Here is a 16,143-nt window from a genome sequence, read left to right as displayed (position 1 = left end):
CGTTTGCCTGAAAAAGCAGCGCCTTTACAGCCCGATTATCGCGTCGGTGGGTGTGCCAGACTGATTGGAGCTATTCTCGACGGCTGTGCCGTGGGATAGCTTGCTGGTTGGCTCCGATGTGTACTGTTCAGCTTCCATACCGTGGAGATCAGTTGATGATTTACGAAGGTAAAGCCATCACGGTTAAGGCTCTTGAGAGCGGCATCGTCGAATTGAAATTCGACCTCAAGGGTGAGTCCGTCAACAAATTCAACCGTCTAACCCTGAACGAGCTGCGTCAGTCCGTTGATGCAATCAAGGCCGATGGTTCGATCAAAGGCGTGATTGTCACCAGTGGCAAAGACGTATTTATCGTCGGCGCCGACATCACCGAGTTCGTCGACAACTTCAAGTTGCCGGATGCAGAGCTGGTGGCTGGCAACCTCGAAGCCAACAAGATCTTCAGTGATTTTGAAGACCTCAATGTACCGACCGTCGTCGCCATCAATGGCATCGCTCTGGGCGGTGGTTTTGAAATGTGCCTGGCGGCGGATTACCGCGTCATGGCCGACAGCGCCAAAGTGGGCCTGCCGGAAGTCAAGTTGGGCCTCTACCCGGGCTTCGGCGGCACCGTACGTCTGCCGCGCGTGATTGGCACCGATAACGCTGTCGAGTGGATTGCCTCTGGCAAGGAAAATCGCGCTGACGACGCCCTTAAAGTGGGTGCCGTGGATGCCGTGGTCAGCGGTGACAAGCTGCAAGCTGCTGCTCTGGACCTGGTCAAGCGCGCTATTTCCGGCGAGCTGGACTACCAGGCCAAGCGTCAGCCAAAGCTGGACAAGCTCAAGCTCAACGCCATCGAACAAATGATGTGCTTCGAAACCGCCAAGGGGTTTGTGGCAGGCCAAGCAGGCCCGAACTACCCGGCTCCAGTCGAAGCGATCAAAACCATCCAGAAAGCCGCCAACTTCGGTCGTGATAAAGCGCTGGAAGTGGAAGCCGCAGGCTTCGTCAAACTGGCTAAAACGCCAGTTGCCGCCAGCCTGATTGGTCTGTTCCTGAACGATCAGGAACTGAAGAAGAAGGCCAAGCACCACGACGAAATCGCCAAAGACGTGAAACTGGCCGCTGTACTCGGCGCCGGCATCATGGGTGGCGGTATCGCCTATCAGTCGGCTGTCAAAGGCACGCCGATCCTGATGAAGGATATCCGTGAAGACGGTATCCAGATGGGCCTGAACGAAGCCTCCAAGCTGCTTGGCAACCGCGTTGCCAAAGGGCGTTTGACCGCAGCGAAGATGGCCGAAGCTCTCAACGCCATTCGTCCGACCCTGTCCTACGGTGATTTCGGCAATGTCGACATCGTCGTCGAGGCCGTGGTCGAGAACCCCAAGGTCAAGCAAGCCGTATTGGCCGAAGTGGAAGGCTTGGTCAAGGACGATGCGATCCTGACGTCCAACACCTCGACAATTTCCATCAGCCTGCTCGCGCAAGCGCTGAAGCGTCCGGAAAACTTCTGCGGCATGCACTTCTTCAACCCGGTGCACATGATGCCGCTGGTCGAAGTGATCCGTGGCGAGAAGTCCGGTGACGTGGCAATTGCCACCACCGTGGCTTACGCCAAGAAGATGGGCAAGACTCCGGTTGTGGTCAACGACTGCCCGGGCTTCCTGGTCAACCGCGTGCTGTTCCCGTACTTCGGCGGCTTCTCCAAGCTGCTCGGTTTCGGTGTCGACTTCGTGCGTATCGACAAGGTCATGGAGAAGTTCGGCTGGCCGATGGGCCCGGCGTACCTGTCCGACGTGGTCGGTATCGACACTGGCCACCATGGCCGTGACGTGATGGCCGAAGGCTTCCCGGATCGCATGGCGGTCGAAGGCCGTACCGCGGTCGACGTGATGTACGAAGCCAATCGTCTGGGCCAGAAGAACGGCAAGGGCTTCTATGCCTACGAAATGGACAAGCGCGGCAAGCCGAAAAAGGTCACCGACCCGCAGGCTTACGAGTTGCTCAAGTCCATCGTCAGCGAGCAGCGTGAAGTCACCGATGAAGACATCATCAACTTCATGATGATTCCGCTGTGCCTGGAGACCGTACGCTGCCTGGAAGACGGCATCGTCGAGACCGCTGCCGAGGCCGATATGGGCCTGATCTACGGTATCGGCTTCCCGCCCTTCCGCGGTGGTGCGCTGCGTTACATCGACAGCCTCGGTGTAGCCGAATTCGTAGCCCTGGCCGACAAGTACGCCGATCTGGGCGCGCTGTACCACCCGACCGCCAAGCTTCGCGAAATGGCCGCCAAGGGCCAGAAGTTCTTCGGTTAATCGCGGACAGATGAGAGCGAGAGTAGAGATATGAGCCTGAATCCAAGAGATGCAGTCATTGTCGACTTCGGTCGCACCCCGATGGGGCGCTCCAAGGGCGGCATGCACCGCAACACCCGTGCCGAGAGCATGTCGGCACACCTGATCAGCAAGCTGCTGGAGCGCAACGCCAAGGTCGATCCGGCCGAAGTGGAAGACGTGATCTGGGGCTGCGTCAACCAGACCCTGGAGCAGGGCTGGAACATCGCGCGCATGGCGTCGCTGATGACCCAGATCCCGCACACCAGTGCCGGCCAGACCGTTAGCCGCCTGTGTGGTTCGTCGATGAGCGCCCTGCACACTGCCGTGCAGGCGATCCAGACCGGTAACGGCGATGTATTCGTCATTGGCGGTGTCGAGCACATGGGCCACGTCGGCATGATGCACGGCGTCGATCCGAACCCGCACCTGTCGCTGTACGCCGCCAAAGCCTCGGGCATGATGGGTCTGACCGCGGAAATGCTCGGCAAGATGCATGGCATCAGCCGCGAGCAGCAGGACGCGTTTGGTGAGCGTTCGCACCGTCTGGCGCAAAAAGCCACCGTCGAAGGCAAGTTCAAGGATGAGATCATCCCGATGCAAGGCTACGACGAGAACGGCTTCCTGAAGATGTTCGATTACGACGAAACCATTCGTCCGGAAACGACGTTGGAAAGCCTGGCGGCCCTCAAGCCGGCGTTCAACCCGAAAGGCGGCACCGTGACTGCGGGTACGTCGTCGCAGATCACTGACGGTGCTTCCTGCATGATCGTCATGTCTGCCCAACGTGCCAAGGACCTCGGCATCCAGCCGATGGCCGTGGTGCGTGCGATGGCGGTGGCCGGTGTGGATCCGGCGATCATGGGTTACGGTCCGGTACCGTCGACTCAGAAAGCCCTCAAACGTGCTGGTCTGAGCATGGCTGACATCGACTTCATCGAGCTCAACGAAGCCTTCGCTGCTCAGGCTCTGCCTGTGCTGAAGGACCTCAAAGTGCTCGACAAGATGGACGAGAAGGTCAACCTGCATGGCGGCGCCATTGCCCTGGGTCACCCGTTCGGTTGTTCCGGTGCGCGTATCTCCGGTACCCTGCTGAACGTGATGAAGCAGAATGGCGGCACCTTCGGTGTGTCGACCATGTGCGTGGGTCTCGGTCAAGGCATCACCACTGTCTTCGAACGCATCTAAAGCGTTGGGCGATGTGAAACCGGGGCCTTGTGCCCCGGTTTTTGTTTTTGGCCTGCCATCCATGGCCGCCACCCTTCGGGCCGTCGCTACGCGACGTGAAAAATTTCTCCCGGAAATTTTTTGTCGGCAGAAAAATTTCCAAGGAATTCAGCCATGCAATTGCAGCCTGGGCTTTATCGTCATTACAAAGGGCCTGAGTACCGTGTGTTTGGCGTTGCCCAGCATTCCGAGACGCAGCAGCAGGTTGTGGTCTATCAGGCGCTATACGGCGACTACGGCCTGTGGGTGCGACCGCTGGAGATGTTCTGCGAAAGCGTCGAGGTGGACGGCGAGACGGTTCCGCGCTTTGCTTTGATTCAGGCCGAAACACCTGTTTTTACTCGGCCCTGAGCTGATGTCGGGCCATTGCTGCGCTTGACCTCACCTTAACCACCACTATATATAGCGGTGCCGCGCTAGCTGGCTACGTGGCGCCTCCCGCATTTATTTATCGAATTTCAGGAATTTTCCAATCCATGGGCAAATCGCTGGTCATCGTGGAATCCCCGGCCAAGGCCAAGACCATCAACAAGTACTTGGGCAACGAGTACGTGGTGAAGTCGAGCATCGGCCATATCCGTGACCTGCCTACCAGCGGCTCGGCAAGCACCGCCAAAGAGCCGGCCAAACGCGGCAAAGCAGCGGCAGGCGAAGTGCCGGCGCTGTCGCCCAAGGAAAAAGCCAAGCGCCAGCTGTTCACGCGCATGGGGGTCGATCCCGAACATGGCTGGAAGGCCCAGTACGAGATCCTTCCCGGCAAGGAAAAGGTCGTCGAAGAACTGCGCCGACTGGCCAAGGAAGCCGACACCATCTATCTCGCAACCGACTTGGATCGCGAGGGGGAAGCCATTGCCTGGCACCTGCGCGAATCCATCGGTGGCGATGACAGTCGCTACAAGCGCGTGGTGTTCAACGAAATCACCAAGAAAGCCATCCAGGAAGCGTTCTCCAAACCGGGCGAGCTGGACATCAATCGGGTTAATGCCCAGCAGGCGCGGCGTTTCCTCGATCGCGTAGTGGGCTACATGGTCTCGCCGCTGCTGTGGGCCAAGATCGCCCGCGGCCTGTCTGCCGGCCGTGTGCAGTCGGTGGCGGTGAAGCTGGTGGTCGAGCGCGAGAAGGAAATCCGCGCCTTCGTCCCCGAAGAGTATTGGGAAGTGCACGCCGATCTGGGCACGGCTAAAGGCGCCAACGTGCGCTTCGAAGTGGCTCGCGAGAACGGTGCTGCATTTAAACCGCTCAATGAAGCTCAGGCGATGGCGGCCCTGGATACCCTCAAGGCGTCCAGCTACAGCATTGCCAAGCGTGAAGACAAACCGACCAGCAGTAAGCCGTCGGCCCCGTTTATCACCTCCACCCTGCAGCAGGCCGCGAGCAACCGCCTGGGCTTTGGGGTGAAGAAGACCATGATGATGGCCCAGCGTCTCTACGAGGCGGGTTACATCACCTACATGCGTACCGACTCGACCAACCTGTCGGCGGACGCCGTGAGCATGGTGCGTGACTTCATCGAAGGCGAGTTCGGCAAAAAATACCTGCCGGCCAATCCAATTGCTTACAGCAGCAAAGAGGGCGCGCAAGAGGCGCACGAAGCGATTCGTCCGTCCGATGTCAACCTCAAGCCGACTCAGCTGTCGGGCATGGAGCGCGATGCCGAGCGTCTGTATGAGCTGATCTGGCGCCAGTTCGTCGCCTGCCAGATGCCGCCGGCCGAATACCTGTCGACCACCGTCACCGTGACTGCGGCGCAGTTCGAGTTGCGCGCCAAGGGCCGAATTCTCAAGTTCGACGGTTACACCCGCGCACTGCCGCAGCTGAGCAAACCGGGCGACGACGATGTGCTGCCGGAAATGAATCAGGGCGAAGTGCTCAAACTGGTCAAGCTCGACCCGAGCCAGCACTTCACCAAGCCACCCGCGCGTTACTCGGAAGCCAGCCTGGTCAAGGAAATGGAAAAGCGCGGCATCGGTCGCCCGTCGACCTATGCCGCAATCATCGGCACCATCCAGGACCGTGGTTACGTGGCGTTGCACAACCGCCGTTTCTACTCAGAAAAGATGGGCGACATCGTCACCGAGCGTCTCGGTGAGAGCTTCTCCAATCTGATGGATTACGGCTTTACCGCCGGCATGGAAGAGCACCTCGACGACGTGGCCCAGGGCGAGCGCGAGTGGAAGCATGTGCTCGATGAGTTCTACGGCGACTTCAAGAAAAAGCTCGAGGTGGCCGAGGCCAGCGATAGCGGTATGCGTGCCAATCTGCCGACTCCGACGGATATCGCCTGTCGCGAATGCGCCCGGCCGATGATGATTCGCACGGCGTCCACCGGGGTATTCCTCGGTTGCTCGGGTTATGCATTGCCGCCCAAAGAGCGCTGTAAGTCGACCCTTAACCTGGTGCCGGGCGATGAAATCGCTGCGGACGATGAGGGCGAGTCGGAATCCCGCGTGTTGTTGGGCAAGCACCGCTGTCCAATCTGCTCGACTGCCATGGATGCTTACTTGCTCGATGAAACCCGCAAGCTGCATATCTGTGGGAATAACCCCGACTGTGCGGGGTACGAGATTGAGCAAGGGCAATACCGCATCAAAGGCTACGAAGGCCCGAGCCTGGACTGCGACAAGTGCGGTAGCCAGATGCAGCTGAAAACCGGCCGTTTCGGCAAGTTTTTCGGTTGCACCAACAGCGAATGCAAGAACACCCGCAAGCTGCTGAAAAGTGGCGAAGCCGCGCCGCCGAAGATGGACCCGGTGAAAATGCCGGAGCTCAAGTGCGAGAAGGTCAACGACACCTACATCCTGCGTGACGGCGCTTCCGGCTTGTTCCTCGCCGCCAGCCAGTTTCCAAAGAACCGCGAAACCCGCGCGCCTTTGGTGCAGGAGTTGATTCCGCACAAGGACGAAATCGATCCGAAGTATCACTTCCTCGTCGATGCGCCGAAGAAAGACCCGGATGGGCGTCCAGCAGTGATCCGCTACAGCCGCAAGACCAAAGAGCAGTACGTGCAGACCGAGGTCGACGGCAAACCGACCGGCTGGCGTGCGTTCTATGACGGCGACAAGTGGAAAGTCGAAGACAAACGCTGATCGGACCAGGTGCGCGTCTACAGGTTGTAGGCGCGCGTATAGTGACTTGATCCGTAGTGGAGGGCGCCCTTATGGCCCATGAGCTGTATACCCGCACCAATCAGAAAATCTTCTACGCCGGGCTCGCGCTGGAGTCCCTGCGCAAAGCTCAGGAAGGGCAGGCAATGAACGCCCAGGCGCTGGTGCAGGCCGAGCGTGAAGCGGCATTGTTCCATCTGTATGGGGCGGTGCTCGGTTTGTGTCACGAAATTGCCGGCTACTACCGTTTGCCCGAAAGCAATGCACCGCGTGTCGAGCAGCTACTGAATAAAGCCATTTTGCAGGCTGCACCGAGCCCGGAGTTGGCTGAATTGGTCGAGTTGGCGGAGCAACCAGAAACCTGGCTGGCGCAGCTGCTGAGCGCCTATGCCGAGCTGTTTCAGCCTCCGCAGGCGGCGAAGAAGGTCAAGATCGATCCGCGTACAGCGCTGATCGAGGCCGTGAGCCTGGATCAAGAGTTACCGCCGGTGGCGCGTGAAACGCTGGAGGAATGGCGGCAAGAGTTGAGCGCATTGGCGCGGCGTTTTCGTGAGTCACTCAGCGAGTGGTGAGTTGAGTTTAGATAAGCGGACTAGGGCGTGCCTTGGTCGGCTGTTACAATGCCGGCCTTTCGTGGAGAGCCAACCCTATGCCTACATCCTTCCTTGAAATCGTCGAGCTGCCCGATGGGCGAATTGCCCTGCGCCGCGCGGAGGATGAAGAGGCTCTGGTGGTGCTGGATTTTTCGGCCGATGCCAAAGCTTTCTTGCAAGGACAGCATGTCGAGGTTGCCAAAGCCATGCTTAATGTCGGCGTGCAAATGGCTGGCAGATTGGCTGAGGGTGACTTTGAGCAGGATGAGTCGCCGCGCGTATTGCACTGAGCGAAGACGGTTGCAGATGTGTGCCGATTGCGACCGTCGTTGAGGTCGCTTAGTTCGTAGCGTCTTGTTACGCGTGTTCTCCGCACATTCCCTGTGCGATCGATACAAGTCGGTTAACCCAGGCTGATATTCAAACTCTGCGCCTGACCTTGTCGTGCGGCCTGTTCCAGTTGCTGGCGCGCATGCTGTGCAAGCGGGTGTAGCCAGCTGACGACTGTGTGACTACGCCCCAACTTCAATGCCTCCTGGGCCAGCTCCAGCGCGCTTTGCTCGCCACGAGGGTGCAGTAGGAGAATGCGTTCGCGGTTTAGTCCCGCATCGCGTAGCCAGGTCTGGGTGAGGCTGGAAGGTGGCGCGATGAGGCTCAACCAGCGGGCATCATGGTTCTGGCTCAGCTCGCGCAGAATCGGTGCAAGCAGGTTCAAACAGTGCCCGGCAGCGCCGCGTAGCGACATTTCACTGAAAGCTTGCGGCTCATCTTGCCAGGGCGTCTCCACCACTTCGTTCAACAGCGCGGGCGCCGTCGTGGCCAGAAAAGCCTCGAACAGTGGGAGTTGCGTACGGTTCAGCGACTGCGGGAACTGCATAAAGCCTCCTCTAGCGGCGGATGACGCCGACACTCAAGCCTTCGATAATTAAATCCTGCTCTTCCAGGTTTACTTCAATCGGTGCGAACTCAGGGTTCTCGGCAATCAGCCAGACTTTGTTGCCTTCGCGTTTGAAGCGCTTGACGGTCACTTCGTCATCGAGGCGGGCCACCACCACTTGGCCATTGCGGGCTTCGCGGGTGGTGTGCACGGCGAGCAGGTCACCGTCAAAAATACCAATGTCCTTCATGCTCATGCCGCGCACACGCAGCAAGTAGTCGGCCTTGGGGTGGAAGAACTCCGGGTTGATCCGGCAGGATTCTTCGATGTGCTGCTGGGCGAGAATGGGCGCGCCAGCGGCTACCCGACCAATTACTGGCAGGCCTTCTTCTTCGAGGGGGTTGGGTTCGAAGCCCGGAATGCGAATGCCGCGGGAGGCGCCGGGGGTCATCTCGATGGCGCCTTTGCGGGCCAGGGCCTTGAGGTGTTCTTCGGCGGCATTGGGCGATTTGAAGCCGAGCGCCTGGGCGATTTCTGCGCGGGTTGGCGGGTAGCCGTTGTCTTCGAGGCAATGCTTGATGAAGGCGAGAATCTCAGCTTGGCGTGGCGTCAGTTTTAGCATGTCGGGACTCTGTCTTTTTATACAGTGACTGGGATTATATACAGTGATAGAGGCTTGGCAATCCTCCTTTTGCGTTCGTGGACCAATTCAGGCTTGCGGTTTTGTCGGTGCTGCGTGTTACTTAGCGGACTTTGCGCTCGTCTTGCTCTGATGCTCTGGTTGTTTGTTATAACGGTGTGACTGCCCAGCCAAAAAGCGGCTCATGCGACTTGACAAGGCGGCGGGCTGAAACGTATGTTTCAAACAAGTGTTTGTCAGGTGAAGAGTCATGGCCCAGTCGGAAACCGTTGAACGCATTCTCGATGCGGCAGAACAGCTGTTCGCGGAGAAAGGTTTCGCCGAAACCTCATTGCGCCTGATCACTAGCAAGGCCGGCGTCAATTTGGCTGCCGTGAATTATCACTTCGGCTCCAAGAAAGCATTGATTCAGGCGGTGTTCTCACGGTTCCTCGGGCCATTCTGTAGCAGCCTGGAGCGTGAGTTGGATCGCCGTCAGGCCAAGCCGGACAGCAAAGTCAGTCTTGAAGAACTGCTGGAGCTACTGGTCGAGCAAGCCTTGGCGGTGAAGCCGCGCAGTGGCAATGACTTGTCTATTTTCATGCGCTTGTTGGGGTTGGCCTTCAGTCAGAGCCAAGGCCATTTGCGTAAGTATCTGGAAGAGGTATACGGCAAGGTCTTCCGCCGCTACATGCTGTTGGTGCACGAAGCGGCCCCACGTATTCCACCACTGGAACTGTTCTGGCGCGTGCACTTCATGCTCGGCGCAGCGGCCTTCAGCATGTCCGGAATCAAGGCGTTGCGCGCCATGGCCGAGAACGATTTCGGGGTGAATACCTCAATCGAGCAGGTAATGCGCTTGATGGTGCCGTTTCTGGCTGCCGGTATGCGTTCGGACAGTGGCGTGACCGATGAGGCGCTGGCCAGTGCACAGCTCAAGCCGCGCGCGAAAAGCTCCGGTGTGCCTGCCAAGGTGTGAGGCCGCATGGGTGGGCTTGCGGGGTGTGATCCGCTAAGCTAGGCGTCATGCGCGCTCTCGATTTTCTGCATATCTCCCTCGCTGATCAGTGTCTGTACGGCTTTGCCGACGGGCAATTGTTGCTGCGCGTTCCGGTGTCTACTGCGTTGAATGGTGCAGGCGAGCTCAGTGGCTCCGGTTGCACGCCGCGTGGCCGGCATCAGGTACGGGCGAAGGTGGGCGAGGGCTTGCCACTGGGTGCGGTGTTGCGTGGGCGGCGCTGGACCGGTGAAATCTGGTCCGCGCAGTTGGCGGCGCAGTTTCCCGGTCGCGACTGGATTCTCACGCGGATCATCTGGCTCAGCGGTTGCGAGCCAGGGCGTAACCGCCTCGGTGCGGTTGATACCTTTCGCCGTTATATCTACCTGCATGGCACCCCGGACAGTGAGCCAATGGGCATAGCGCTTTCTCACGGCTGCGTACGGTTGCGCAATGCCGACCTGCTGGAACTCTTCCCGCGGGTGCCCGTCCATTGTGCGGTACAGATCGATGAGGCGCCTTGCTCGGCATGGGCGGCGGCGCCACTCAATTAAGGATTATTCGTGAGTTCAAGCATGCAAGGCTCGTTGATGCTGGATGTCGCCGGCACGTGGTTGAGCGCCGAGGATCGACAGATCCTCAGGCAGCCTGAGGTCGGCGGGGTGATTCTGTTTGCGCGAAACATCGAGCACCCGCGCCAGGTGCGTGAGCTGGCGGCGGCGATGCGTGCGGTTCGTCCCGATCTATTGCTGGCGGTGGACCAAGAGGGTGGGCGCGTACAGCGTCTGCGCCAGGGATTTGTACGTTTGCCGGCCATGCGGGCGTTGGCCGATAACGCCAATGCCGAGCTGCTGGCTGAGCACTGTGGCTGGTTGATGGCCACGGAAGTGCTGGCTGTAGGGCTCGACCTGAGTTTTGCGCCGGTGCTGGATTTGGACTATCAGCGCAGCGCAGTCGTCGGCAGCCGTGCCTTCGACGGCGATGCGGCGCGTGCCACGCAGTTGGCTGGTGCCTTTATTCGCGGCATGCGCCAGGCAGGCATGGCGGCGACCGGCAAGCATTTTCCTGGGCATGGCTGGGCCGAGGCCGACTCCCACGTGGCGATTCCGCTGGATGAGCGCAGCCTTGAGCAAATTCGTCTACAGGACATGCAGCCGTTCGCCCGTCTCGCCGGGCAACTGGCGGCGGTGATGCCGGCCCACGTGATCTACCCGCAGGTCGATGATCGGCCCGCAGGCTTTTCGCGGCGTTGGTTGCAGGACATTCTGCGCGGCGAGTTGCAGTTTTCCGGGGTTATTTTCAGCGACGACTTGTCGATGGCGGGCGCCCATGTGGTGGGCGATGCCGCATGCCGCATCGAAGCAGCGTTGACGGCTGGGTGCGACATGGGCCTGGTGTGTAACGACCGTGGGGCCGCGGAGCTTGCCCTCAGCGCCTTGCAGCGCCTGCGGGTGGCCGCCCCAGCAGGCTTGGCGCGTATGCGTCGGCAGGCTTTCCCTGGCATTGAATACCGGCAAAGCCCGCGTTGGCTGGCCGCAGTCGGCGCATTACGCGCCGCGCAATTAATCGATTGAGGATTAACCCGATGACTGTTTACGCCATTATTGGCGGCACAGGCCTGACCCAGCTGGACGGCCTGACGATCACGGCGGCATTGAATCGTGAGACGCCTTATGGCGTGCCGTCTGCCCCTTTGTTGCGTGGTGAGTACGCTGGGCGCGATGTGCTGTTTCTGGCTCGCCATGGTCACCCGCACCGGGTTCCACCGCATCAGGTGAATTACCGCGCCAACCTGTGGGCGTTGAAGGAGGCGGGTGCTCAGGCAATTATCGCGGTCAATGCGGTAGGCGGCATTCATATGGCGATGGGCACCGGGCATTTTTGCGTGCCGCATCAGTTGATCGATTACACCGCAGGGCGTGAGCACACCTTCTTTGAGGGGGAGCTGCAACATGTTACTCACATCGATTTCAGCCACCCGTACGACGCCGAGTTGCGTGAGAAACTCTGTAGCGGTCTGCTGGCCGAGGGCTGTGCGTTCAGCAGTCATGGTGTTTACGGCTGCACCCAAGGGCCGCGCCTGGAGACGGTGGCCGAGATTGCGCGAATGGAGCGCGACGGTTGCGACATCGTCGGCATGACCGGTATGCCGGAAGCCGCCTTGGCGCGTGAGCTGGCGCTGCCCTACGCTTGCTTGTCGCTGGTGGTCAACCCGGCGGCTGGCAAGTCGGCTGGAGTGATCACCATGGCGCAAATCGAGCGTGCGCTGGAGGAGGGCATGGGCAAAGCCAAGGCTGTATTGGCCCGGGTGTTGGCCGCTTGAATTCGCCCGGCTAATCCTCGAAAAAACCGAAGGGCCGCATTGCGCGGCCCTTTTTTGTGGTTGTTCGCTTACAGCGGGCTGACGCGAATCAGTAAGCCCAGGCTGCCGTGGTCCAGGTAGGTCAGCTCGCCGCTTTTCAGGCGGCTGCCTTGCTTGATGCGCTGGCTGCCAGTGAGCAGGCCGCTGTCGTCGAACTGGTTGACCCACAGATCGGCTTGCAGATCGATAAAGCGCACTTGGCTGAGATGCAGGGTGCCCTCCACCGGGAAGTGACCGAACTGCTCATCGCCGGTGTGCAGCGCCACGCTGCTAGGGCTGCCGCCCAGCTGTTGCGACCAGGCTTTGTGCAAGAGCACTTCATAGCCGCTGCCGGGGTTGAGCTTGGCTGCTTCGCTATTGAGTGCCGTGACGCGCTCGCTGCTGGCGTCGAGCGGTTGTGCACCTTGAGCCCAGTCGTCGGGCGCTGGCTGGCTGGCGGGAATCGGTTCGCCCGCTTGGCGGAAGACGATGACTTCGACCTGGTAAAGGCCTTCGGCAAAAACCGCTGCGCTGCTCAGTAGCGACAGCAGAATAAGCGGCAGCAAGGCCAGGGTGCGGAGTGCGCGCATGGGTCAGTCCTTTACGTAGAGGGAGTCAGGCGCTCGAACAGCGCTTCCAGGGTATTGAATCGTTCTTCCGGGCGCTCCATGGGCACCTGGAGTTTAAACATCGTCGCGCCTTCGAACTTGTAGCGGTTCGGCGCGCTCTGGATCAGCTTGATCAGCGTCAGCGGGTCGACGCAGGTATCGGCGGTGAACTCGATGCGCCCACCTTGCGGGCCGGCGTCGACCTTCTTGATTCCGAGCTTCTCCGCCTGCAATTTCAGCAGGGTGATGCGCACCAGATTCTTGCTCGGCTCGGGCAGCAGGCCGAAGCGGTCGATCATCTCCACCTGCAGTTCTTTCAGGCCATCCTCGTCGGCGGCGTTGGCGATGCGTTTGTAGAGGATCAGCCGCGCATGCACGTCGGGCAGGTAGTCCTCGGGGATTAACGCCGGCACACGCAGGTTGATCTCCGGACCGCCGCCGAGCGGTTGGTCGAGGTTGGGCTGCTCGCCCTTGCGGATGGATTTCACCGCGCGCTCGAGCATTTCCATATAGAGGGTGAAGCCGACCGCCTGGATCTGCCCGCTCTGGCCGTCGCCGAGCAGCTCGCCAGCACCGCGGATCTCCAGGTCATGGGTGGCCAGGAGGAAGCCGGCACCGAGATCCTGGGCACCTGAGATGGCCTCCAGGCGTTTCTGCGCGTCGTCGGTCAGCTGCTTGCGTGGCGGTGTCAGCAGGTAGGCGTAGGCCTGGTGGTGACTGCGGCCGACGCGGCCGCGCAACTGGTGCAGCTGGGCCAGGCCGAACTTGTCGGCGCGCTCGATGATGATGGTGTTGGCGCTCGGCACGTCGATGCCGGTCTCGATGATGGTTGAGGCGATCAGCACGTTGAAACGCTTGTGGTAGAAGTCGCCCATCACCTGTTCCAGCTCGCGCTCGCGCATCTGCCCGTGGCCGATGCCGATGCGCGCCTCGGGAACGAGCTCGGCGAGGTCGGCGGCGCACTTCTCGATGGTTTTCACATCGTTGTGCAGGTAATACACCTGGCCGCCGCGTAGCAATTCGCGCAGCAGCGCTTCCTTGATCGTCGGGTTGTTCTGCTCCATGACGAAGGTGCGCACCGACAGCCGTCGCGCCGGCGGCGTGGCGATGATAGACAGGTCGCGCATGCCGGCCACGGCCATATTCAGGGTGCGCGGAATCGGCGTGGCGGTGAGGGTGAGGATGTCGACTTCGCTGCGCAGGGTTTTCAGCTGCTCCTTCTGGCGCACGCCGAACCGGTGCTCTTCGTCGATGATCACCAGGCCCAGGTTGCTGAATTTGACGTCATCCTGCAGCAGCTTGTGGGTGCCGATAACGATGTCCACTTTGCCCTCGGCCAGTTGCTGCATGGCCTCGCTGACTTCCTTGGTGCTCTTGAAGCGGCTCATCACCTCGACTTTTACCGGCCAGTCGGCGAAGCGGTCGCGGAAGCTGTTGTAGTGCTGCTGGGCGAGCAGGGTGGTGGGTACCAGCACTGCCACCTGCTTGCCGCCATGCACGGCGATAAAGGCGGCGCGCATGGCCACTTCGGTCTTGCCGAAGCCCACGTCGCCGCAGACCAGGCGATCCATCGGCTTGGGCGCGAGCATGTCGTCGCGCACGGCGTCGATGGCGTTCTGCTGATCCGGGGTTTCTTCGAAGGGGAAGCCGGCGCTGAAGGTGGCGTAGTCGGCCTTCGGGTCGGCAAACGCATAGCCTTCGCGAGCCGCGCGGCGGGCGTAGATGTCGAGCAGTTCGGCGGCAACGTCGCGCACCTGTTCGGCGGCCTTGCGCTTGGCCTTCTGCCAGATTTCCGAGCCGAGCCGATGCAGTGGGGCCAGGGCGTCGTCGCTGCCGGTGTAGCGCGCGATCAGGTGCAGGCTGGCCACCGGTACGTAAAGCTTGGCTTCCTCGGCGTACATCAGGGCGAGGAACTCGGCGGCCTGGCCGTCGAACTCCATGGTCACCAGGCCCAGGTAACGGCCGACGCCATGGTCGATATGCACCACCGGCGCGCCTTCGCGCAGTTCGGTAAGGTTCTTGATGACGTTGTCGCCGCCATCACGGGATTTCTCGCGGCGGCGTCGCTGCATGACGCGTTGGCCGAACAGCGGGCTTTCCGCCACCAGGGCCAGGTCTTCGAGCAGCAGGCCGTCATCCAGCGGGGCGATGCAGATGCCCAAACGCTCTTTACTGGCGGTGAAGCTTGGCCAGCTGTCGAATTCGTTGGGCTTGAGCTTGAGGCGCGCGAGCAGCTCCAGCAGCACCTCGCGGCGGCCCGCCGATTCGGCGCAGAACAGCACGCGGCCAGGATGCTCCTCGATAAAGCGCCGCAGCGCCGCCAGGGGTTCATTGGCTTTGGCCTGAATCGCCAGGTCCGGTAGCGGTTTGGCGTCGAAACGGGTGCGGCCGACGCCTTCCTCGATATCGTCCTGGCTGACCACCACGCGCGGCCAGTTCTTCAGGCGGGCGAAGCAGTCTTCCACCGGCAGGAAGATATCGGCGGGCGGCAGCAGCGGGCGTTCCGGGTCGACGCGGCGTTCTTCATAACGGCCGCGCGCATCGACCCAGAACTGCTCGGCGGCCTTTTCGATGCCCGGCAGGGAAAACACCTGGGTGTCGGTTGGCAGGTAGTCGAACAGGGTCGCGCTTTCCTCGAAGAACAGCGGCAGGTAGTACTCGATACCGGCCGGGGTGATGCCGGTGCTGAGGTCCTGGTAGATCGGGCAGCGGCGGAAGTCCACGTCGAAGCGCTCGCGGAAACGCCCGCGGAAATCGCTGACGGCTTTCTTTTCCAGCGGGAACTCGCGTGCCGGCAGCAGCTTGATCGACTCGACCTTGTCGATGGAACGCTGGGTTTCCGGGTCGAAGGTGCGCAGGGTTTCGATTTCGTCGTCGAACAGGTCGATGCGAAACGGTTGCTCGCTACCCATTGGGAACAGATCGATCAAGGCGCCGCGTACGGCGAACTCGCCGTGTTCGTACACGGTATCCACGCAGCGATAACCGGCGGCCTCGAGGCGCATGCGCATGTTGTCGACATCGATTTTCTGGCCGACGTCGAGTACCAGGCTGCTGCCGAGCAGAAAACGCGTCGGCGCCAAACGGTGTAGGGCAGTGGTGATGGGCACTACCAAAACGCCGTGTTTGAGCTCTGGCAGGCGATAAAGCGCAGAAATTCGCTGAGAAATAATGTCCTGGTGCGGCGAAAACAGGTCGTAGGGCAGGGTTTCCCAGTCGGGGAAATGCAATACCGGAAGTGTCGGGGCAAAGAAACTAAGCTCCTGCTCCAGGCGTTCGGCACTCTGGCTGTCGGCGGTTAGCAGCAGGGTGAAACGCTTGGCGGCGCTGGCGGCCTCGGCAATCGCCAGGCTTAGCGCGGCCCCGGGCAGGTTGCCCCAGTGTTGTTTGCCGGCGGTGGCCGGCAGGGACGGCAGGCGCAGTACGGATAGGGTCGGTGCAGACACAGGCAGCTCA

General features: G+C 60.7%; 14 protein-coding genes. 10 read left to right on the top strand and 4 right to left on the bottom strand.

The features are described 5' to 3' along the window. Positions 1–155: 155 nt before the first annotated feature. The 6 genes from fadB to B3M58_RS11275 all read left to right on the top strand — a co-directional run bounded on the left by fadB (position 156) and on the right by B3M58_RS11275 (position 7,535). Complete coding sequence (gene fadB, locus B3M58_RS11300; RefSeq protein WP_296219179.1) at positions 156–2,303, top strand: fatty acid oxidation complex subunit alpha FadB; 2,148 nt, start codon at positions 156–158, stop codon at positions 2,301–2,303. A 30-nt stretch (positions 2,304–2,333) separates the two neighbouring features. Further along, the gene (gene fadA, locus B3M58_RS11295; RefSeq protein ID WP_296219177.1) at positions 2,334–3,509 is read left to right on the top strand and encodes an acetyl-CoA C-acyltransferase FadA; all 1,176 of its coding nucleotides are present in this window, start codon (positions 2,334–2,336) and stop codon (positions 3,507–3,509) included. Positions 3,510–3,662: 153 nt separating this feature from the next. Then, positions 3,663–3,899, top strand: coding sequence for a DUF1653 domain-containing protein (locus B3M58_RS11290; protein ID WP_296219175.1), 237 nt, complete (start codon positions 3,663–3,665; stop codon positions 3,897–3,899). A gap of 125 nt (positions 3,900–4,024) precedes the next feature. Beyond that, entirely contained in the window at positions 4,025–6,634 is a 2,610-nt protein-coding gene (gene topA / locus B3M58_RS11285; protein WP_296219173.1) for a type I DNA topoisomerase, read from the top strand. Positions 6,635–6,705: 71 nt separating this feature from the next. After that, complete coding sequence (locus B3M58_RS11280; protein ID WP_296219172.1) at positions 6,706–7,224, top strand: DUF6586 family protein; 519 nt, start codon at positions 6,706–6,708, stop codon at positions 7,222–7,224. A gap of 77 nt (positions 7,225–7,301) precedes the next feature. Next, the gene (locus B3M58_RS11275) at positions 7,302–7,535 is read left to right on the top strand and encodes a hypothetical protein (protein ID WP_296219171.1); all 234 of its coding nucleotides are present in this window, start codon (positions 7,302–7,304) and stop codon (positions 7,533–7,535) included. Between the two features lie 113 nt (positions 7,536–7,648). On the opposite strand, the gene sulA is transcribed toward B3M58_RS11275, so the two are convergent. After that, on the bottom strand, positions 7,649–8,122 hold the full coding sequence (sulA, locus tag B3M58_RS11270; RefSeq protein WP_296219170.1) for an SOS-induced cell division inhibitor SulA: 474 nt from the start codon (positions 8,120–8,122) through the stop codon (positions 7,649–7,651). 10 nt (positions 8,123–8,132) lie between these two features. Next, positions 8,133–8,744 (bottom strand): transcriptional repressor LexA, encoded by a 612-nt coding sequence (gene lexA / locus B3M58_RS11265; protein ID WP_296219169.1) that lies wholly within the window; start codon positions 8,742–8,744, stop codon positions 8,133–8,135. Between the two features lie 268 nt (positions 8,745–9,012). Here lexA and B3M58_RS11260 point away from each other — a divergent pair, with 268 nt between their 5' ends. The 4 genes from B3M58_RS11260 to B3M58_RS11245 are packed head-to-tail and all read left to right on the top strand — an operon-like array spanning position 9,013 to position 12,061. Next, entirely contained in the window at positions 9,013–9,720 is a 708-nt protein-coding gene (locus tag B3M58_RS11260; RefSeq protein WP_296219168.1) for a TetR/AcrR family transcriptional regulator, read from the top strand. A gap of 47 nt (positions 9,721–9,767) precedes the next feature. Further along, positions 9,768–10,292 (top strand): L,D-transpeptidase, encoded by a 525-nt coding sequence (locus B3M58_RS11255; RefSeq protein WP_296219167.1) that lies wholly within the window; start codon positions 9,768–9,770, stop codon positions 10,290–10,292. Positions 10,293–10,313: 21 nt separating this feature from the next. Continuing rightward, entirely contained in the window at positions 10,314–11,312 is a 999-nt protein-coding gene (gene nagZ, locus B3M58_RS11250; RefSeq protein WP_296219251.1) for a beta-N-acetylhexosaminidase, read from the top strand. Between the two features lie 11 nt (positions 11,313–11,323). After that, entirely contained in the window at positions 11,324–12,061 is a 738-nt protein-coding gene (locus B3M58_RS11245; RefSeq protein WP_296219166.1) for an S-methyl-5'-thioinosine phosphorylase, read from the top strand. A 68-nt stretch (positions 12,062–12,129) separates the two neighbouring features. Here B3M58_RS11245 and B3M58_RS11240 read toward each other — a convergent pair whose 3' ends face one another. Continuing rightward, positions 12,130–12,669: a CsiV family protein gene (locus B3M58_RS11240; RefSeq protein ID WP_296219165.1), complete on the bottom strand. Its 540-nt coding sequence runs from the start codon at positions 12,667–12,669 to the stop codon at positions 12,130–12,132. A gap of 11 nt (positions 12,670–12,680) precedes the next feature. Next, entirely contained in the window at positions 12,681–16,133 is a 3,453-nt protein-coding gene (gene mfd / locus B3M58_RS11235; RefSeq protein WP_296219164.1) for a transcription-repair coupling factor, read from the bottom strand. Positions 16,134–16,143 lie beyond the last annotated feature (10 nt).

The sequence above is a fragment of the Pseudomonas sp. UBA2684 genome (assembly GCA_002354655.1).
Taxonomy (GTDB): Bacteria; Pseudomonadota; Gammaproteobacteria; order Pseudomonadales; family Pseudomonadaceae; genus Aquipseudomonas.
This window is presented reverse-complemented; position numbering and strand designations above follow the sequence as displayed.